Origin of the sequence: Chelatococcus daeguensis (assembly GCF_001887265.1) — a bacterium.
Lineage (GTDB): Bacteria > Pseudomonadota > Alphaproteobacteria > Rhizobiales > Beijerinckiaceae > Chelatococcus_A > Chelatococcus_A sambhunathii.
In genome coordinates this window covers 2364724-2384266 of the sequence record NZ_CP018095.1, presented here as the reverse complement: position 1 = coordinate 2384266, position 19543 = coordinate 2364724, and the positions used below count along the sequence as shown (strand labels likewise).

At 67.0% G+C, this 19543-nt stretch carries 17 protein-coding genes, 3 tRNA genes and 1 CRISPR repeat array; of the genes, 13 read left to right on the top strand and 7 right to left on the bottom strand.

The features are described from left to right. Positions 1-135 precede the first annotated feature (135 nt). From recJ to cas2, 9 genes are all read left to right on the top strand, one after another. Entirely contained in the window at positions 136-1902 is a 1767-nt protein-coding gene (gene recJ / locus BOQ54_RS11270) for a single-stranded-DNA-specific exonuclease RecJ (protein ID WP_245316340.1), read from the top strand. A gap of 86 nt (positions 1903-1988) precedes the next feature. Continuing rightward, positions 1989-2064, top strand: a tRNA-Glu gene (locus BOQ54_RS11265). Between the two features lie 211 nt (positions 2065-2275). After that, positions 2276-4597: a CRISPR-associated endonuclease Cas3'' gene (locus BOQ54_RS11260; protein WP_071923935.1), complete on the top strand. Its 2322-nt coding sequence runs from the start codon at positions 2276-2278 to the stop codon at positions 4595-4597. Between the two features lie 365 nt (positions 4598-4962). Next, complete coding sequence (gene cas5c / locus BOQ54_RS11255) at positions 4963-5661, top strand: type I-C CRISPR-associated protein Cas5c (protein ID WP_071923934.1); 699 nt, start codon at positions 4963-4965, stop codon at positions 5659-5661. 58 nt (positions 5662-5719) lie between these two features. After that, positions 5720-7495 carry a type I-C CRISPR-associated protein Cas8c/Csd1 gene (gene cas8c / locus BOQ54_RS11250; RefSeq protein ID WP_071923933.1) on the top strand — a complete coding sequence of 592 codons (1776 nt, stop codon included), beginning with the start codon at positions 5720-5722 and terminating at the stop codon, positions 7493-7495. After that, positions 7492-8445 carry a type I-C CRISPR-associated protein Cas7/Csd2 gene (gene cas7c / locus BOQ54_RS11245; RefSeq protein WP_071923932.1) on the top strand — a complete coding sequence of 318 codons (954 nt, stop codon included), beginning with the start codon at positions 7492-7494 and terminating at the stop codon, positions 8443-8445. Before cas8c ends, cas7c begins: the two co-directional genes overlap by 4 nt. Before the next feature lie 6 nt (positions 8446-8451). Further along, complete coding sequence (cas4, locus tag BOQ54_RS11240) at positions 8452-9129, top strand: CRISPR-associated protein Cas4 (protein WP_055458000.1); 678 nt, start codon at positions 8452-8454, stop codon at positions 9127-9129. Beyond that, positions 9126-10160, top strand: coding sequence for a type I-C CRISPR-associated endonuclease Cas1c (cas1c, locus tag BOQ54_RS11235; RefSeq protein WP_063185265.1), 1035 nt, complete (start codon positions 9126-9128; stop codon positions 10158-10160). The genes cas4 and cas1c overlap by 4 nt, the downstream gene beginning before the upstream one ends. A gap of 9 nt (positions 10161-10169) precedes the next feature. Continuing rightward, positions 10170-10460, top strand: a complete 291-nt coding sequence (cas2, locus tag BOQ54_RS11230) for a CRISPR-associated endonuclease Cas2 (protein ID WP_055458001.1) — start codon at positions 10170-10172, stop codon at positions 10458-10460. 225 nt (positions 10461-10685) lie between these two features. Next, a CRISPR array of direct repeats spans positions 10686-11983; the repeat unit is 32 nt; unit sequence GTCGCTCCCTACGCGGGGGCGCGGATTGAAAC. A 156-nt stretch (positions 11984-12139) separates the two neighbouring features. Here cas2 and BOQ54_RS11225 read toward each other — a convergent pair. Next, positions 12140-12451 (bottom strand): hypothetical protein, encoded by a 312-nt coding sequence (locus tag BOQ54_RS11225; RefSeq protein ID WP_055458002.1) that lies wholly within the window; start codon positions 12449-12451, stop codon positions 12140-12142. Between the two features lie 310 nt (positions 12452-12761). Between BOQ54_RS11225 and BOQ54_RS11220 the strand changes: the two genes are divergently transcribed. After that, the gene (locus BOQ54_RS11220; RefSeq protein WP_055458003.1) at positions 12762-13076 is read left to right on the top strand and encodes a DUF2853 family protein; all 315 of its coding nucleotides are present in this window, start codon (positions 12762-12764) and stop codon (positions 13074-13076) included. An 80-nt stretch (positions 13077-13156) separates the two neighbouring features. Here BOQ54_RS11220 and BOQ54_RS11215 read toward each other — a convergent pair whose 3' ends face one another. The 5 genes from BOQ54_RS11215 to BOQ54_RS11195 form a co-directional block, all read right to left on the bottom strand. Further along, positions 13157-13417, bottom strand: a complete 261-nt coding sequence (locus tag BOQ54_RS11215) for a hypothetical protein (RefSeq protein WP_055458004.1) — start codon at positions 13415-13417, stop codon at positions 13157-13159. 146 nt (positions 13418-13563) lie between these two features. After that, a tRNA-Arg gene (locus BOQ54_RS11210) sits at positions 13564-13640 on the bottom strand. Between the two features lie 22 nt (positions 13641-13662). Next, positions 13663-13968 carry an ETC complex I subunit gene (locus BOQ54_RS11205; protein ID WP_055458005.1) on the bottom strand — a complete coding sequence of 102 codons (306 nt, stop codon included), beginning with the start codon at positions 13966-13968 and terminating at the stop codon, positions 13663-13665. A gap of 87 nt (positions 13969-14055) precedes the next feature. Beyond that, positions 14056-14132, bottom strand: a tRNA-Pro gene (locus BOQ54_RS11200). A 373-nt stretch (positions 14133-14505) separates the two neighbouring features. Beyond that, positions 14506-14715, bottom strand: coding sequence for a cold-shock protein (locus BOQ54_RS11195; RefSeq protein ID WP_019402418.1), 210 nt, complete (start codon positions 14713-14715; stop codon positions 14506-14508). A 366-nt stretch (positions 14716-15081) separates the two neighbouring features. Between BOQ54_RS11195 and BOQ54_RS11190 the strand changes: the two genes are divergently transcribed. From BOQ54_RS11190 to BOQ54_RS11180, 3 genes are read left to right on the top strand one after another with little or no spacing between them, the layout of a single operon-like run. Beyond that, positions 15082-16812, top strand: a complete 1731-nt coding sequence (locus BOQ54_RS11190) for an ArnT family glycosyltransferase (protein WP_071923931.1) — start codon at positions 15082-15084, stop codon at positions 16810-16812. 52 nt (positions 16813-16864) lie between these two features. Further along, positions 16865-17617, top strand: a complete 753-nt coding sequence (locus BOQ54_RS11185) for a glycosyltransferase family 2 protein (RefSeq protein WP_071923930.1) — start codon at positions 16865-16867, stop codon at positions 17615-17617. Next, positions 17617-17958 (top strand): lipid-A-disaccharide synthase N-terminal domain-containing protein, encoded by a 342-nt coding sequence (locus tag BOQ54_RS11180; protein ID WP_055458008.1) that lies wholly within the window; start codon positions 17617-17619, stop codon positions 17956-17958. The genes BOQ54_RS11185 and BOQ54_RS11180 overlap by 1 nt, the downstream gene beginning before the upstream one ends. 79 nt (positions 17959-18037) lie before the next feature. Here BOQ54_RS11180 and metC read toward each other — a convergent pair whose 3' ends face one another. After that, positions 18038-19216: a cystathionine beta-lyase gene (gene metC, locus BOQ54_RS11175; RefSeq protein ID WP_055458009.1), complete on the bottom strand. Its 1179-nt coding sequence runs from the start codon at positions 19214-19216 to the stop codon at positions 18038-18040. Positions 19217-19543 lie beyond the last annotated feature (327 nt).

Sequence of the window (19543 nt, the reverse complement as noted above, 5' to 3'; positions counted from 1 at the left end):
GTTTGCACCGTGAATAATCGGGCCATGAGCGAATCATCCCTCGCGCGGGCTCCCGTCGATTCCGTAGACAGTCCCGCGGCGGCGTCCCACGCGCCGCGCCCCTTTCTCGGCGTCTCCCGCTCGGCGCTCGGCCGCATGTGGCGCGACCGCTGCGACGAGGTGCAGGCGCTGCAGGCCCTCGCCATGGTGCAGCAGCATGGCCTGCCGGACATGGTGGCGCGCGTGCTCGCCGCGCGTGGCGTCGCCGCTGGCGATGCCGTTCCCTTCCTCGAGCCGCGCCTGCGCGACCTGCTGCCGGACCCTGCCGTGCTGCGCGACATGGAGGCCGCCGTTGCGCGGCTCGCCGCCGCGGCGCAGAGGGGCGAGCAGGTGGCGATCTTCGGCGACTACGACGTCGACGGCGCCTGTTCGGCCGCCCTCATCGGCGGCTTTCTCGGCCGCTGCGGCGTTCCCTACGTCATTCACATCCCTGACCGGCTGACGGAAGGCTACGGGCCCAACACGGCGGCCGTCACGGCGCTGCGGCAGGCAGGAGCGCGCCTTCTCGTCACCGTCGACTGCGGCACCGCGAGCCATGCGGTCTTCGCCCATGCGCGCGAACTCGGCATGGATGTCGTCGTCATCGACCACCACCAGGCGCCGGCGGACCTGCCGCGCGTCGAGGCCCTCGTCAATCCGAACCGGCAGGACGATCTCTCCGGCCTCGGCCATCTCGCTGCGGCGGGGGTGGTCTTCCTCGTGCTCGTCGCGCTCAATCGCGCGCTGAGGGAGGCCGGATTCTGGCGGGCCGACCGGCCCCAGCCCGATCTTCTCGCCGAACTCGACCTCGTAGCGCTGGCGACCGTGGCCGACGTCGTGCCGCTCAAGGGGCTCAACCGTGCCTTCGTGCGCCAGGGGCTCGCCGTCATGCGCCGGCGCGGCCGTGCGGGGCTGACGGCGCTGATGGATACGGCCGCTTTGTCCGGGCCGCCCGAGTCCTGGCATCTCGGTTTCCTGCTCGGGCCGCGCATCAATGCCGGCGGACGGATCGGCGATGCCGCGCTCGGCGCCCGGCTTCTCCTGACGCTCGACGATGCCGTGGCGCGGGAGACCGCGGCGGAACTCGACCGGCTCAACAAGGAACGCCAGGCCATCGAGCTCATCGCCGTCGAAGAGGCGATGGCGCAGGCTGACATGGCGCTCACGGCCGATCCCGACCGGGCGGTGCTTGTGGTGCACGCACCGGACTGGCACCCCGGCGTCGCCGGCCTCGTCGCCGCGCGGGTGAAGGAGCGTTTTCAGAAGCCCGCCTTCGCCTTTGCCGCCAACGGCGACGGGGGCCTCACCGGCTCCGGCCGCTCGATTCCCGGGGTCGATCTCGGCGCTGCGGTGCGCCGGCTGGTCGAGGCGGGGCAGGTGGCGAAGGGCGGCGGCCATGCCATGGCGGCCGGCGTGACGCTTAATAATGACAGCCTGCCGGCCTTCACCGAGGCCATCGACGCCCTGCTGCGCGACAGCGTCGTGGCGGCGGGAGCGGACACGGCTCTCCTGGTCGACGGGGCGATGACCGCCGCCTCCGCCACGGTGGAGCTGATGGCACGGCTCAATGGGGCAGGTCCCTTCGGCTCCGGCCACCCGGAGCCCGTCTTCGCCTTTCCGCATCACATCCTTACCGAGGCGGCCGTCGTCGGTAACGGCCATGTGCGCCTCAAGCTGCGTGCCGGCGACGGCAGCCAGGTCGGCGGCATCGCCTTCCGCGCCGCGGACCAGCCGCTCGGCCGCGCGCTCCTTGCGGCGCGCGGCGAGCGTATCCACGCTGCCGGCAGCCTCGCCATCGACCGCTGGGGCGGGGCGGAGCGCGTCGACCTGCGGGTCACGGACGTGGCGCCCGCCACGCCCGGCAAGGCTGTGGATGGGAACTGATCCACCGTTCTTCCCCGGCGGTTGTGCTTGCCGCGGCCGGCGAACCGCTCTATATGTCGCGCCGCTACCTCGCCTCGCGAGGCCGCGCGCCCATCGTCTAGCGGTCTAGGACGTCGCCCTTTCACGGCGAAAACAGGGGTTCGAGTCCCCTTGGGCGCGCCACTTCAGCGCTTGCCGCAGCCGTGTGGCCGTTTTCGACCCCATCCGCTTCAGGACGGGCTTGCTGCAGTGCGCAAGAACGCTTGCCACTCCGCGCCACATCATCTGTTTGCACTCTTGGGTCCCTCCCGGCGAGGCGCGAGCGCGTCGAGGGCATCGATATCACCGTCATCCAAATCTGTGCAAACTGGAGCCGGGCACGGGGAGGTGACAGATGTACTATGCGCATTCGACGGAGGACGAGTTTCGCCGCAACTGGCAGCCGCTGCGCCAGCATCTGGAGGAAACGGCGGCCCGTGCAGCGGCCCATGGCGCAGCCTTCGGAGCAGGCAAGGCGGCAGGGCTCGCCGCGCTCCTGCATGATGTCGGCAAGTATTCGCCTGACTTTGCGGCCCGGCTCGAGGGCGGCAAGACGAGGGTGGACCACTCGACGGCGGGGGCTGCCCTCGTCCTGGAACTCGCCACGGGCAACGACCGTCTCATGGCGGAGATCATCTCATACGCCATCGCCGGTCATCATGCCGGCCTGCCCGACAAGCGGGGGGAAAGTCTCGCTGCCTTGAGTGACCGGCTGACGGGTTTTTCGCACGCCAGGCTCGACCCTGTCTGGCGCGAGGAACTGGCGCCCGACGCGAGCGGCCTCCTGCCGGCCTTCTCTTGGGAGCCGCCACCGGCGCGCGAGGCGACACATCGCGAAGTGGAGGCTTCCCGAGCGCGCCTCGCCTTCCAGTTCGCCTTTCTCGGCCGCATGCTCTTCTCCTGTCTCGTCGATGCCGACTTCAAGGACACCGAGGCCTTCTACGGTCGCGTCGAGGGGCGACAACTCGAGCGTGAATGGCCAGCGTTGCAGACGGTCCTTCCGGGCCTGCTGGCCGCCTACGAGCGACGGATGGGGGACCTGCGCAACAGCAATTCGGAAGTGAACAGCGTCCGCAGCGCGGTGCTCGACCACGTGCGCAGCCGTGCCGGCGAGGCGCCCGGCCTGTTCACGCTCACCGTGCCGACCGGGGGCGGCAAGACACTCGCTTCGCTCGGCTTCGCGCTCGATCACGCCCGGATCCACGGGCATCGCCGCATCATCTACGCCATTCCCTTCACCTCCATCATCGACCAGACGGCGGAAATTTTCCGGGATATCCTGGGCGCGGCGGTGGTGCTCGAGCATCATTCGGCCATCGACTCCGGTCGGCTGCGGCGCGAAGAGGCGCGCATGGCGGACAGTGATGCCGCGAGCCGGGACAAGCTGAAGCTGGCGATGGAGGACTGGGCCGCACCCGTCGTCGTCACCACGAATGTGCAGCTGTTCGAGAGCCTGTTTGCCGCCCGGCCGTCGCGCTGCCGCAAGCTGCACAACGTCGCCGGCAGCATCATCATCCTCGACGAGGCGCAGACCTTGCCGCGCCCGTTGCTGGCGCCGGCCGTGGCCGCGCTTCGGGAGCTCGCCGCCAATTACCGCTGCAGCATCGTGCTGTGCACGGCGACGCAGCCGGCGCTCGATGCCGACAGGTTCCCGGCCGGCCATCCCGTCGGCCTGCCGCTCGCCGGCCGGGAACTGGCGCCCGAGCCGCAGGACCTGGCCCGCAAGCTTCGGCGCGTGACGCTTCGCTTCGCCGGCGAGATGGACGATGCGGCGCTCGTCGCCGCCCTCATGGACCAGAGCCAGGGCCTCGTCGTCGTCAATAGTCGCAAGCATGCCCTTGCACTCTATCGGTCTGCGCAGGCCGCGGGGCTCGACGGAGCTGTGCATCTTTCGACCCGGCAGCACGCCGTCGACAGGCGCGCCATTCTCGCTGAAATCCGGCGGATGCTGATGGAGGGGCGTCCTTGCCGTGTCATCGCCACCTCGTTGGTGGAAGCGGGTGTCGACCTCGATTTCCCGAAGGTCTGGCGGGCCGAGGCAGGGCTGGATCAGGTGGCGCAGGCGGCCGGCCGCTGCAACCGGGAAGGGCGGCGGCCTCTGGAGGAGAGCATCGTCACGATCTTCACCGCGCCCGACCATCCTCCGCCGTCCGAGATCAAGAGTCTGAGCGGCGATCTCGGGCGCATGGCGGACAAGCACGAGGATCTCCTGTCGCCACAGGCCATGGAGGATTTCTTCGGCGAGGTCTACTGGCGCGTCGGCCCGGAGGGGCTCGACAAGGAGAAGATCCTGTCGCGCTTCCGCATGGGCCCGGGCCGTGGCGGCATCGAGACGGACTTTGCCTATCGCACGGTGGCCGAGAAATTCCGCATGATCGAAAGCGGCATGGAGCCGGTGATTGCGGCGAATACGCCGGAGGCGCGGGAGATCGTGGACAGGCTCGGCGTCGAGACCATTCCGTCCGGGACATTGGCGCGACAGGTGCAGCCCTATGTCGTGCAGGTGCCGCCTCAGGCGCGGATCGCGCTGATGGCAGCCGGTCACGTTGCCTTCCACGCCGAGAAGCTTCGCGCCGACCAATTCGCCGTGCTGGTAGCGGACAGCCTGTATCGGCCCGATGTCGGCCTTTTGTGGGACGATGCGGACTATCTCCGGCCGGAGCAGTGGATGGTATGAGGACAGGTGCGCTCCATGTGCGACAGTCCGCATTCCGGTTAGAGAGAGCTGCCAATCCCTTCAGCATCGGACAAACGCCCATCAGGGAACCCGAGCCGACGCCGCTAGGATATCGGAAATGCTTGCATGGGCCGCCACGGCGCGGTTTACTTTGTGCAGCAAGCGCTTTCTTTCTTCATCGTTTCGCGGTTCTATTGATATGGGGCGATTCAAGGTATTTATTGGAATGAAATGCCTGAATAGAGATATATGATAAAATAAAAAAGTTTTAAAGGAAGTCAGTACTGAGTCAAAATTCGTCCGTCCATGCGTAATCTGCGGGGGTGTTCAGTTCACGTAAGTCTATAGTGGGTTGGGGGGCAATCGTGGCTTATGGAATTCGTCTGCACGTCTCGGGCAATTACGCCTGTTTCACTAGGCCGGAGACCAAGGTTGAGCGCGTTTCCTATGACGTGATGACCCCGTCGGCGGCGCGCGGCATTCTGGAATCGATCCACTGGAAGCCGGCGATCCGCTGGGTCATCGACGCCATCCATGTTTTGAAGCCGGTCCGCTTCCAGTCCATCCGCCGCAACGAGGTGGGCAGCAAGATCCCCGCCGGCACGGTGAGGGCGGCCATGAACCGGGGCAGCCTGGCGGGCCTTGCCCTCAAGGTGGAGGACAGCCGCCAGCAGCGTGCCGCCACCGTCCTCGTCGACGTCGCCTATGTCATCGAGGCTCATTTCGTGCTGACGGACAAGGCCGACGGCGACGAGAGCGAGGGCAAGCATCTCGACATCTTCAACCGCCGGGCCGAGCGTGGCCAGTGCTTCCACCAGCCTTGCCTCGGCACGCGCGAGTTCGCCGCCGCCTTCTCCCTCATCGCGCCGGATGCGCCGATGCCGGCGCCCGAGCCGGAACACCGGACAGACGACCTGGGTTTCGGCCGGCCGCGCGATCTCGGCCTGATGCTGTGGGACATCGACCATCAGGCGGCGGGGCGGCCGTCGCTGTTCTTCCGCGCCCGGCTCGACAACGGCGTGATGCGCGTGCCCCGTCCCGGCTCGCCGGACATTCTGCGCTGAACCTTTCGTGGCCCGCCGCCCGTGACAGGGCGTGGGCGCAAGGATTGCGAAGGTCCCCATGAGCATTCTGGCATCCCTCGCCAAAGCCTACGACCGGCTTCCGAACGTGCCGCCCTTCGGTTTCTCGACCGAGAAGATCGGCTTCGTCATCTCGCTGAACGAGGACGGCAGCGTCGCTTCCGTCACCGATCTGCGCGACGGGACGGGGAAGAAGAAGGTGCCGCGGCTGATGCAGGTGCCGCAACCGGTGAAGCGCACAGTCGCCATCGCGCCGAATTTCCTGTGGGACAAGACCTCCTACCTGCTCGGCGTCACGGCTGGCGAAGGCAAGCGGACGGCGGACGAGCACAGGGCTTTTTGCGAGATGCATCGCGGCGCCCTGGCCGGCACCGCCGATCCCGGTCTCCTGGCTCTTCTCCGCTTTCTCGACCAGTGGTCGCCCGAGCGGTTCACTCAGCCGCTGTGGCCGGAGGAGATGAAGGATCAGAATGTCATCTTCGCGCTCGAGAGTGAGCGGCTGCAGAATATCTACCTGCACGACCGGCCCGCCGCCCGGGCGCTGTGGGTGGACGTCGGTGCGCGAAACGGCGACACCGAAGCGGTGTGCCTCGTCACGGGCACGATGGGCCCGATTGCGCGGCTGCACCCGGCGATCAAGGGGGTGTGGGGCGCGCAATCGTCCGGCGCCTCCATCGTTTCCTTCAACCTCGATGCCTTCACCTCCTACGGCCACGAGCAGGGGGAGAACGCGCCCGTCTCCGAGGCGGCCGCTTTCAAATATGCGACGGCGCTCAACGCCTTCCTCGCCGACGACAGGCATCGCATCCAGATCGGCGATGCCTCCACGGTCTTCTGGGCGGATGCTTCGGATGCGCAGGTGGCGGAGGCGGCCGAAAGCTTCTTCAGCGCCTGGTTCGCATCGCAGCCGGACGAGGGGATCGAGGCCGGCAAGGTCGGCGATGCTCTCGGGCGTATGCGCCGTGGCATCCCGTTGAAGGATATCGAGCCCAAGCTCGCCGAAGGCGTTCGCTTCTACGTACTCGGCCTTGCCCCCAATGCGGCGCGCCTGTCCATCCGCTTCTGGCTGGAGGACGATTTCGGCCGGCTCGCCGGCAATTACGCGCGCTTCGTCTCGGACATGGCGATCGAGCCGCCGCCGCGCGACGGCTATCCCCCGCTCTGGCGCTATCTCGCCGAGACGGCGGTGCTCGGCAAGCGCGAGAACGTGCCGCCCAATCTTGCCGGCGAGTGGATGCGCGCCATCCTCACCGGCACGCCCTATCCGCTGACGCTGCTCGCGACCGTGCTGATGCGCATCCGCGCGGACGGGGAGATCAATGCGCTGAGGGCCGGCATGCTGCGCGCGCTCCTCGTGCGCAATTTCGACATGGATCCCGCACGGACCGGGGCATCGGACAAGACGAAGGAGGCACCCGTGGCGCTCGACCCGCACAACAGGAACAAGGGCTATCTGCTCGGGCGGCTCTTCGCCGCCTACGAGCATGCGCAGATGGCCGCACTCGGCCGCAACGTCAACGCCACGATCAAGGACAAGTTTTACGGCGCGGCCTCCGCACAGCCGCGGAAGGTCTTTGCGCTCTTGGAAAAGGGCTCGGCCAATCATCTGTCCAAGCTCGGCAAGCAGCGGCCGGGCCAGCGCATCTATCTGGAGCGCATCATTGGCGACATCCTCGAGGTGATGGATCCATCCAATGACCCGTTCCCGCCGTCGCTTTCGGCCGCCGAGCAGGCCCTGTTCGGCCTCGGCTACTACCACCAGCGCAACGAATTCTTCCGCAAGACCGATACCGTCACCGAGGAGGCCGCCCAATGACCGCGCTCGCCAATCGCTACGATTTCGTTCTCCTGTTCGATGTCTCCAAGGGCAATCCCAACGGTGATCCCGACGCCGGCAACCTGCCGCGCCTCGATCCCGAGACGAACCATGGGCTCGTCTCGGACGTGAGCCTGAAGCGCAAGATCCGCAACTATGTCGAGCTCGCACGTGATGGCGCGCCCGGTTGCCATATCTATGTGCAGGAAGGCGCCATCCTCAATGAGCAGCATCGCAAGGCCTATGTGGCGCTGCGCCCGGACGACGAGAAGGCGAAGAAGGAGGGCAAGCTCAACCCGAAGAATGACGAGGAAGCGCAGCGGCTGCGCGATTTCATGTGCCGGAACTTCTTCGACGTGCGCACCTTCGGCGCCGTCATGTCCACGGGCATCAACTGCGGCCAGGTGCGTGGCCCCGTGCAGATGACCTTCGCCCAATCCATCGAACCCATCGTGCCGCAGGAAATCTCCATCACGCGCATGGCCGCGACCAACGAGGCAGAGAAGAAGCAGCGGGCGGAAGGCAGCGAAGAGGACAACGGGCGCACCGACAACCGCACGATGGGCCGCAAGCATATCGTGCCCTACGGCCTCTATCGCGCCCATGGCTTCATTTCCGCCAAGCTCGCCGAGCGCACCGGCTTCGGCGAAGCCGATCTCGACCTCCTGCGCGAGGCCCTCGTCTCGATGTTCGAGCATGACCGCTCGGCCGCTCGCGGGGAGATGGCGTCGCGCAAGGTCATCGCCTTCAAGCACGCCAGTGCCCTTGGCAATGCGCCGGCCCATGCCTTGTTCGAACGTGTCGAGATTGGCCGCAACATCGCCGGCGAGCTCCGCAAAATCGACCGGCAGATCGACAATTATCCGCCGGCTCGGGCCTTTTCGGACTATGTCGTGACAATCAACCGCGCCAACCTGCCGGAGGGCGTCGAGGTCATCGAATGGCTGTGATGCCTCATGGCTGATGACGGCCTGCTGCAGCCCGACGAACGGGACGCCGAGCCCATTCCGCTCTCGGCGCTCCAGCATGCCGTCTATTGCCTGCGGCAGGCAGCGCTCATCCATCTCGAACGTCTGTGGGCAGAGAACCGCTTTACGGCGGAGGGGCATGTAATGCACGTCGCTTCTGGCCGACCGGACAGCCGCAGGGCGCGGGGTGTGCGTCGCGAGACGGCGCTCGCCATCGCCTCGCGCCGGCTCGGCATCGCGGGAGTTGCTGATCTCGTCGAGTTCCATCGCGGCCCCGACGGGGAGATTCCTTATCCGGTCGAGTTCAAGCGCGGCAGGCCGAAGTTGCATCGCGCCGACGAGGTGCAGCTCTGCGCGCAGGGCCTGTGCCTCGAGGAGATGACCGGACGGCCGGTGCCCGAAGGGGCCCTCTTCTACGGAGAGACGAAGCGGCGCATCGCGGTGCCCTTCGACGCTGACCTGCGCCGCCTGACCGAGGAGACGATCGCCGACCTGCGCCGGATCTTCCGCAGCCTTGCGACACCGAAAGCGGTCTGGCGGGCGGAACGTTGTCGCGCCTGCTCGCTCATCGAACTGTGCCGGCCCAAGGCCGGCAGCCGCTCGGCTCGCGCTTGGCGAGAAGGCATGGTGGCGTCGCTTCTCGACGGACAAGGGGGTGCCGGTTGAAGAAGCTCCTGAACACGTTCTACGTCACGACGGAGGGCGCGAGCCTTAGGAAGGACGGCGAGAATCTCGTGGCGGAGATCGAGGGCACCGAGCGTGCACGCGTGCCACTGCATATGCTGGCTTCGGTTGTGACCTTCGGCGCCGTCTACATCTCGCCGGCGCTGATCGGAGCTTGCGCGGCAGCGGGAATCACCATCGTGCTCCTGAATCGTAGCGGGCGTTTCCAGGCCCGCGTCGAAGGGCCTGTCGCCGGCAATGTGCTGCTGCGGCGGGCGCAGTATCGCGTCTGCGATACGCCGCTCGACATCGTTCGCAGCCTGGTGCTCGGCAAGACTGCGAACCAGAGATCCGTCCTGATGCGGGCCGTGCGTGACTATGGCGAGGAACTTGCGCCCGAGCAAAAGCAGCGCATGGCCGCGGCGACGGATCGCCTTGCGTCCATCCTGCGCAGGATGAGCCAGTCGGAATGCGATGTCGAGACGCTGCGCGGGGCGGAGGGGGAAGCCGCGAGCCTTTACTTCGGTGTCTTCGATGTCCTCATCCGCTCGCCGGACGCGCAGATGCGCTTTCATGGCCGTTCGCGCCGGCCGCCGCTCGACCCCGTCAATGCCCTGCTGTCCTTTCTCTACACCTTGCTGACCCACGACTGCCGCAGCGCTGCGGAATCGGTGGGCCTCGATCCGGCCGTGGGTTTTCTGCACCGCGACCGCCCCGGACGACCGAGCCTCGCCCTGGACCTCATGGAGGAATTGCGTCCGGTCTTGGCCGACCGTCTGGCGTTGTCGCTCGTCAACCGTCGCCAGCTGCGCGCGCGGGATTTCGAGATACGCGACGGCGGAGGAGTTTGGCTGACGGAAGAGGGGCGCAGAACCGTCCTCACTGCCTGGCAGGAGCGCAAGAAGGAGGAGCGGCGCCATCCCTTTCTGGAGGAGATGGCACCGCTCGGCCTGGTGCCCTATCTGCAGGCCCAGCTTCTGGCCCGGCACCTGCGCGGTGACCTTGACGCCTATCCGCCGTGGCTATGGAAATGAGGCAGGTCGATGATGGTGCTGGTGACCTATGACGTAAACACCTCCGAAGCGGGCGGGGCAGGGCGGCTCCGGCGCGTGGCACGCGCTTGTCGGGATTTCGGCCAGCGGGTCCAATATTCCGTCTTCGAGATCCAGGTCGACCCGGCGCAGTGGACGTTGCTGAAGGCGCGCCTTGAGAAACTCATCGAGCCCGAACGCGACAGCCTGCGCTTTTACTATCTCGGAGCCCATTGGCGCCGACGTGTCGAGCATGTGGGGGCGAAGCCGACCCCCGACCTCGATGGGCCCCTGATCGTCTAGCCGAGCGGGCTTATTCGCAGCCGCGTGCAGCGGCGCCGCCTGTGCGGTGCGAACCGCAAGCGTGCCGGCAAAACCCGTCCCGTTCGCGCAGGCGTCAATTCTCTGACATCGTTGATCTTCTGTTCCGGCGGAAGAAAGATTGCGGGTCGATCTGCCCGGACCGGAATGGGATACGCGATCAACGTTCGCTTTCGCGTGCTATCGCAATTGGATAACAATGAGGGAGTCGCTCCCTACGCGGGGGCGCGGATTGAAACTCGGTGTGGCTGTGGCTGTTCTGGCCCGGCTCCGGTCGCTCCCTACGCGGGGGCGCGGATTGAAACGAGCGGATCATATCGTAATAGGTGCGCAACTCCAGTCGCTCCCTACGCGGGGGCGCGGATTGAAACATCACGTCCGTGAGGCCGGCGAATGCCGTCTGCTGTCGCTCCCTACGCGGGGGCGCGGATTGAAACACGTGTGCAGGAGGTGGCTGAAATCACGGCCGCGGTCGCTCCCTACGCGGGGGCGCGGATTGAAACCGGAAACGCGCGTGTCTGACGTTCTGGCGACCATGTCGCTCCCTACGCGGGGGCGCGGATTGAAACCTCCGCGACCTTCGCCTTCCAGTCCTCGTCCACCGTCGCTCCCTACGCGGGGGCGCGGATTGAAACGGCAAGGCCGCCGATCTGCTTAAGGCGCAGCACCTGTCGCTCCCTACGCGGGGGCGCGGATTGAAACCGGTGGACAGGTCACGAGGCTGCTGAAGGCCGTCTGTCGCTCCCTACGCGGGGGCGCGGATTGAAACTGGCAATGCATTGCGGATGGCTTCGCCGCTGCTATGTCGCTCCCTACGCGGGGGCGCGGATTGAAACCAGAACGGCTTGTGATGTAAATCCAGGCGGTGCGGGTCGCTCCCTACGCGGGGGCGCGGATTGAAACGCCAACAGCGAAGGCGAGACCAATACGCCTGTCCGGTCGCTCCCTACGCGGGGGCGCGGATTGAAACAAAGACATACGAGGGGGCGATGAAAAAAGTGATGGGTCGCTCCCTACGCGGGGGCGCGGATTGAAACGTTGACGTGATCGAGGTGTATGGAGCGGAGTTTGTCGCTCCCTACGCGGGGGCGCGGATTGAAACGATATGAAGCCGGGCGGCGTGCGCAGGAGCGTCGAGTCGCTCCCTACGCGGGGGCGCGGATTGAAACCTCTCCAACGCCCGCGCTTTCGCCGAGCATGTTGGGTCGCTCCCTACGCGGGGGCGCGGATTGAAACATTTCGGCGGCCGATGCAGTGGGCTCGAACCCGCGGTCGCTCCCTACGCGGGGGCGCGGATTGAAACTCCATCTGCGCTGCTCTGCGGCGCATGGGTGCGATCGTCGCTCCCTACGCGGGGGCGCGGATTGAAACCTGCAGTCGGTGCACCGGCTGCAGCGGTATGGGCAGTCGCTCCCTACGCGGGGGCGCGGATTGAAACGTGCTCGATACCGAGTATGCGGCCATCGGCCTGCTGTCGCTCCCTACGCGGGGGCGCGGATTGAAACCGGCTGCAGTCGTGGTCGAACACGATCATCGGGCTCGGCGCAGCGGTGTTGCGGCGGGCTCTCGGCGGATGCGGGCCGCCTGTGCCGTGCGAAGCGTTCGGGGCGCTCTCGCCCCCGATGATGTTGCTCCCGCGGTCAATTCGCTCTGTTGTGGCGTCAGACGCCGTCTTCCCCGTCGTCAATCGGCACGAGGAAGAGCACATCAAGGCCCTCCTCCTCGCCGTCTAGGGGTTCGTCCTCGTCGAATGCCTCCGCGTCCTCCTCCATCATGAGGTCGAAGGTCTCGGCTTCCTCCTCGCTTGCCGGGCGCAGGCTGAGCGGCATGATGCCGTCCCACAGAGGCTCGCCATCGCTCGTCATCTGTCTGAGGTCGTTCCTGAAGGCCTCCTGATCGAAGACGGCGCGGGCCTGTTCCTCGTCGGCGTCGATCACGGCGACAGCCTTGCGGCCGATTTCCAGTGTATACATGTGAGGTCCTTCATCTCGGGAAGCGGCGCGAAAGCCTCTGCGCCGTTCCGGTTGGGGCTGTAGCGCGTCCGGGCCGGCGGCACCAGCGCCATCTCAGCGGGTTTCTGTGTCGGATGCGTGGCGGGGCAGCGCGGGACCAGCGGTCCGGTGATTGCCAAACCGGGCAGCAAAGCTTTGAATGGCGCCGGGGCGCTTCCGCCGCCTCTGATGCCCGGCGATTCGAGGAGGCAACAGGCCGGCGCTTCTCATCCTGATCTTTACAGCTCGTGTTGCGTAATTCCATCCAGCAACCCAAGCCCGGAGAGGGACGATGTCGGAACAACTCGCCGATGTTCAGAAATATGCGAAGAAACCTGTCAACGAAGCCGCGTTGGCAGGTCTCGCCAAGACGTACCAGCTGGTGCTCGGCAGGGCCGACAGCCGTTATGTCGCCTGCTCCGATCCGGACGAATGCGCCCGCATCCGCGAGAACTTCCTGAAGAAAAAGCTGGGACTGACGAGCGGCGATCTCGACGGCGCCATCAAGGCGGTCTGTCAGACGATGAAGGACGACCGCACGAAGTCGCGTCTGACCTTCTATTACCTGTTGGCCGAACATTTCGGAAAGCTGGACACCTTCGCCTGAGGCGGAAGGGTCACGCCGGAACATCCAGCCAAAAAAGGCCGGCGGAGATCCGCCGGCCTTCGGCATCGCGCGCAGCGGCCTCAGCAGTCGCGATAGCGACGGCCACGGTAGTAGTAGGTCTGGCACTGGGGCGCCGTCGCCGCACCGATCATGGCACCACCGGCCGCGCCGATGGCGCCACCGACCAGCGCGCCGCCCGCCGTACCGGTGGCAAGGCCGCCCACGAGGGCGCCGGCGCCGCCGCCGATGAGGGCGCCGCCGACCGCGCGGTCGCCCGGGTTGCTGGTGTTGCAGGCGGCGAGACCGAAGGCCAGTGCGCCCAGAAGAACGATCTTTTTCATGAACGGGCCCCTCGAAAGGAACAAGCGAATCCGGGCGCACCACGCCCGGCATCCTTCCTCATACGTGGCCGGAGCCGGAAAGCAAATGGCCTTTGCGCACCTGAGCGATGCCGCGGCCCCCGCGAATGCCGATCCGGATGTTGACGTGGCGACCCCTGCAGGGCTCGAACCTGCGACCTAGTGCTTAGAAGGCACTTGCTCTATCCAGCTGAGCTAAGGGGCCGTCGCGTGGTTCGCCGGCCGCGTCAGTGCGTCCAGGGTGTCACGCGGTTGAACTTGAAATTGTCCGAATAGGAGATGATGCGGCGCTTCGGGGCAAGCGGCTGCTCGACGCGATAGGCGATGCCGTTGCGGCGCGCGTAGGCTTCGGCCTCTTCCTGGCTGTCGAAGGAGAGCCTGAGTTGCTGGCGCATGTCCGACGAACTCGTCCAGCCCATCAACGGCTCGACCTCGCGCGGCTTCTCCGCCTCGTATTCGAGCAGCCAGCGCTTCGTCTTGGCGGTGCCGGATTGCATGGCCGTCTTCGTCGGCTTGTAGATGCGTGCGATCATTGCTCGGTCGCGGCTTCCTGTGGAAACGGGCTGCAGCCACACCTGACAGACGCCGGAAGGCACCTGCCGGAGCAGCCTCAGACATGATGGTCGGGGCAGCAGGATTTGAACCTGCGACCCTCTGCTCCCAAAGCAGATGCGCTACCAGACTGCGCTATGCCCCGTACCGTTCATGTCCAAGGTTTTCCTAGTGTTTTCGGCGGGCGAAGGCAAGGGCATCGCGTGCACAATCGGAGCGAAAGGGAGCCGAGATGCACAGCGGCGCACAGCTTGGCGCCGAGACGGCTGCTGGGCGGCATCGCGTCCGCGGCTGCGCGGGGCAGCTTCGCATGGCCGGCGGGCAGGACATCTGCGGCGGCCAGACCTGCGGCCATGTCTTAATCATGCGGCGATGCGGCCGACGGGAAGGGCGCGGTCGCGATGACGCTGCCGGCGCAAGGGCCGGGATCGGCGCAAGCGGCAAAGGATCGAAGAAAAGACCCGGAAACCGCACGACACTTGCGGGAGGGCGCATGCGCCCTCCCGCCGGAGAAGGCCTCAGGCGGCCTGGAGGTTGCCGGCCGAGGTCTTGCCGGTGCGGCGGTCCGTCTCGAGTTCGTAGGAGATCTTCTGGCCTTCGTTCAGGCTGCGCAGACCGGCGCGCTCGACGGCGCTGATGTGGACGAACACGTCCTTGCCGCCGTCATCCGGCTGAATGAAGCCATAACCCTTCTGCTCGTTGAACCACTTCACGGTGCCGGTGCTCATTTGTCGTATCCTTCGTCTTCAGGTTGCACGCGGGCGCGCGCACGCCAAGCGGGCGAGCGCCATTGTCGTCGCAGATTTTGGGGAAGAAGTAGGTAGGTGCGCCTGACTGCGAGGCGTGACAGACCAATATTCCGGCCAAATCCCGATAAGGTGACGATAGGGCCCAATTGTGGTCGATGCAAGGCGGTTGGCCGGACGCGTCGGCAGGGATGCCCCAAGGGGCGGAGGGCGTCGGGGCGAGCCATTGCCGGCTGCGCAAGCCGCCGCTAAAACGGCGCTCGTTCGACATGCGAGAGCGCCGGGGCGAGCGCGGAAGCACGGGCGCCGATGGCGGCGCCGGGCGGGATTTCCGGAACGGGCGAGAGAATGGCCTTGATCGGTGAAAGCACGGCGCCAGCCGGTGTGCGCAAAAAGGGCGCGGTGCAGGGCGGCGACTGGGCGCAGCGGCTCGTCGCGGCCCTGAGTGCGAGCCATGCGAGGGCACTCGTCGTCCTCTTCCTCCTGTCCTGCGCGGTCTTCGCGCCGGGTTTCGCTTCCCTCCAGCCGATGGACCGGGACGAGCCCCGCTTCGCCCAGGCGAGCAAGCAGATGCTCGAGACCGGCGATTTCGTCGACATCCGCTTCCAGGACGAGGCGCGTCACAAGAAGCCCGTCGGCATCTACTGGCTGCAGAGCGCGGTCGTCGCCGGGGCGGAGGCGCTCGGCGTCGACAACGCGCGCGCCACCATCGCCTATTATCGCATCCCCTCCTTCCTCGGCGCGGTGGCGACGGTGCTCGTCACCTACTGGGCGGCGCTCGCCTTCGTGTCGCCGGGTGGGGCGCTGCTTGCCGGCGCCTTCATGGCCGCTTCCATCCTCCTCGGCGTCGAGGCGCGGCTCGCCAAGACGGATGCGGTGCTGACAGCCACGACCGTGGTGATGTTCGGCTCCCTGGCGCGGCTCTATCTCTGGCGCGACAGGATCATTCCGGCTGGCACCATAGCCGCCTTCTGGGCTGCCTTCGCCCTCTCCATCCTTGTCAAGGGACCCATCGGCCCCATGGTGGTCGGCCTCGCCGCGGCGGCCCTGTCGGTCCGCGCCCGCGCGGTCGGCTGGCTGAAGGGCCTCAGGCCCGGCTGGGGACTGCTGCTGACGGCGCTCATCGTCGCGCCGTGGTTCATCGCTATCGCCATGAAGACAGGCGGCGCCTTCTTCGATGAATCGGTCGGCAAGGACATGCTGGCCAAGGTCGGCTCGGGCCAGGAGAAGCACTGGGCTCCGCCCGGCTTCTATCTCCTCGCCTTCTTCGGCACGTTCTGGCCGGCGGCCGTGCTCACGGCCATCGCCCTGCCGCTCGCCTGGCGATGGCGGGCGGAGCCCTGGGTCGCGGTGTGCCTCGCCTGGGTGCTGCCGTCCTGGATCATCTTCGAGGCCGTGCCGACCAAGCTGCCGCATTACGTGCTGCCCCTCTATCCGGCCCTTGCCATCTTCACGGTCAAGGTCATGGAGCTCGGCGAGGTCGGGCCGCATCGCCCCGCGGCCGTACCGGCGGCGCTGCTCATTCCCTTCATTCCACTCGGCTTGCTGATTGGCCTCGGCATCGCCGGCCATCAGCTCGACGGGGTGCCGCCCTATGCGGGCATGCCGGGGATGCTCGTCGCCACCCTCGTCGCCGTCTGGGCCTGGCTCGCCTTCCGGCGCGGGGCGGTCATCAAGACGGCGGTGCTCGCCATCGCCGCCTCGCTCGTGCTGTCGGCCTCCGTGTGGGGGCTCACGCAGCCGCTGCTGCGCGCGCTGAAGCTGTCGCCGCGGCTCGCGGAGGCGGTCACATCGATCGGCTGTCCGTCGCCGCAGGTCGTGACGGTCGGCTATCGCGAGCCGAGCCTGGTCTTTCTCGTCGGCACCGATCTGGCGATGGCCTCGGACGGGCAGGCGGCGGCCGCCTTCCTCGACGGCCCCGGGTGCCGCATCGCGCTCGTTGAGGCGCGGGCGGAACAGGAATTCCTTGCGTCGCTCGGCGAGATGGGAAAAACACCACGTCTCGTCACACGGGTGCCGGGATTCAATATCAACGGAGGGCGCAAGCTCGATGTCGGCGTTTACGTCACGGGCGAATGAGGACCATTGCTTGTGAGCCCCGCCGGCTGTCCGGTTGCCTGCAAGGTTTGAGATGAACGATCAATCGCAGATCGATGCCCCGGCACCGCGCGTGAGCATCGTCGTGCCGGTGAAGAACGAGGCTGGCAACATCGCGCCGCTGGTGGCCGAGATCGAGCGCGCCTGCGCCGGCCTTGCCCCCTTCGAGGTGATCTACGTCGATGACGGGTCGAGCGACGGCACCGGCATGGAGCTGGCGCGGCTGGCGGCCGAGCGGCCGTGGCTGAGGCGGTTGCGGCGCGAGCGCTCGGCCGGGCAGAGCGCCGCCGTCCGGGCGGGCGCGCGCGTGGCGCGGGCGCCGATCATCGTGACCATCGACGGCGACGGCCAGAACGACCCCGCCTTCATCCCCAAGCTCGTCGCCGCGCTCGAAGCGGGCGGGCCGGGCGTCGGGCTTGCGGCCGGCCAGCGTCTCGGACGCAAGGACACGGGCTTCAAGCGCATGCAGTCACGCATCGCCAACAAGGTCCGCCGCGCCATCCTCGGCGACGGCACCCGCGATACGGGATGCGGCCTCAAGGCGGTGCGACGGGACATCTTCCTGAGCCTGCCCTACTTCGACGCCATCCATCGCTTCATGCCGGCCCTCGTCAAGCGCGAGGGCTACGACGTGGTGCTCGTCGACGTGGTCGACCGGCCGCGCCTGACCGGGCAGTCCAACTACGGGCTGTTCGACCGTCTGTGGGTCGGGATCCTCGATCTCTGCGGCGTTTGGTGGCTCATCCGCCGCTGCCGGCGGGCGGCGCCCGCCGAGGAGTTGAAGTAATGCTCGTCATCTCGTTGTCGCGCGAAATCGGCGGCTACCTCTACGAGGTCTTCATCGCCAACTTCGACTTCTGGCTGGCGCTTGGCCTCATCGGCCAGCTGCTCTTCGCCATGCGCTTCGTCGTGCAGTGGGTGGCGAGCGAGCGCGAGCAGCGCAGCGTCATCCCGGTCGCCTTCTGGTTCTTCTCCATCGGCGGCGGGCTCATCACGCTCGTCTACGGGCTCTACAAGCGCGAGCCGGTGATCATCCTGGGCCAAGCATTCAGCATCTTCATCTACCTGCGCAACCTCGTCTTCATCACCCGCGAGCGGCGCGCCGCGCGCTCGGCCGCCAAGGGCTGAAGGCGCCGCGCTGGTTGTCGGGCGGGAAACGCAAGCGGGAGCAATGCGTTATGCCCCGTTGCTCGGAAAGTGAATCCGCTTAGCCGGCAGCCTTCAGCCGCGCGAAACCGGCATCGAGATCGGCCTTCAGGTCGTCGAGATCCTCGAGACCGACCTGCAGGCGCAGGCACGGGCCGCCCGGGTTCCAGGCGCTTGCCGTGCGATAGCTGCGGCAGTCGAAGGGGATGATCAGGCTCTCGAAGCCGCCCCACGAAAAGCCCATGCCGAAGAGTTCGAGCCCGTCGAGGAGGGCGGCGACGGCCTTCTGCGATGCCGGATGAAGAACGATGGAGAAGACGCCGGTCGAGCCGAGGAAGTCGCGCTTCCATGTCTCGTGGCCGGGGCAGGAGGTGAGCGCCGGGTGCCGCACCTGCTTCACCTCCGGGCGCGCCTCGAGCCAGGCCGCGAGGTCGAGCGCCTGCTTCTCGGCCTCCTTGAGGCGCAGCTGCATCGTGCGCATGCCGCGCAGGGCGAGGAACGTGTCTTCCGGGCCGGCGCAGGCGCCGAAGGCATCGAAGGTGGCGCGCAGGGCAGGCCAGCAGCGGTCTGTGGCGGAGACGAGGCCGATGAGCAGGTCGGAGTGGCCGCCGAGATACTTGGTGCCGGCCTCGATGGCGATGTCGGCGCCGCGCTCGTGCGGCGGATAGAACAGGGGGGTCGCCCAAGTGTTGTCGAGCAGCACGAGGGCGCCGCGCTGATGGGCTACCTCGGCGATGGCCGGCACGTCCTGCACCTCGAAGGTCTGTGAGCCCGGCGTCTCGGTGAAGACGACCGACGTGTTGTCCTTCATCAGGGCGGCGATGCCGGCGCCGACGAGCGGGTCGAAATAGTCGACCGCGACGCCCATGCGCTTCAGCACCGTGTCGCAGAAATGGCGCGTCGGCTGGTAGACGCTGTCGGTCACGAGCACGTGGTCGCCCGCCTTGACCGAGGCGAGTAGCGCGATCGTGACGGCCGCGAGGCCGGAGGGGACGACGATGGTGCCGGCGGCGCCGGTCAGGTCCGTCCAGGCGCTCTCGAGGGCCGAGATCGTCGGCGTGCCCTTGGTGCCATAGGTATAGCGCGCCTTGCGATGGACCAGCGCGTCCATCGTCGGATAGAGCACGGTCGAACCGCGGTAGACCGGGGTGTTGATGAAGCCGAATTGCTCGTCGGGGTTGCGCCCGGCGGTGACGAGGCGGGTGCGGATGCCGCGCGGTCTATCGGTGCTGGAAGACATGCCTGTGGAAAACCCTGGGGGTCGTGAGCGTGGATGTCCGGATGTTTGGACTGGCGTTCCCGCTGCCGTCAAGCCGTGCCGCTGCGACGGAGCCACGTGTTTTGCGGGGAGAGCGGCGACCGACCGTCGTTCTGCCCCTTTTGTGCCATGAGTTTGTCACGGTTGTGCTTGACCGGCTCAACAAAGTCGAATGTGATGCATAACAGTCCGTGATGCATGGAGCCTGCGCCGGAGATGCCGTCCCCCGCCTGGTCGGGTATGGTGGCCGGTCGCGATGGGCCTGCCCGGAGCGAGGGGAGGTCCGATGAACAGGCCTTTTCCGGTTCC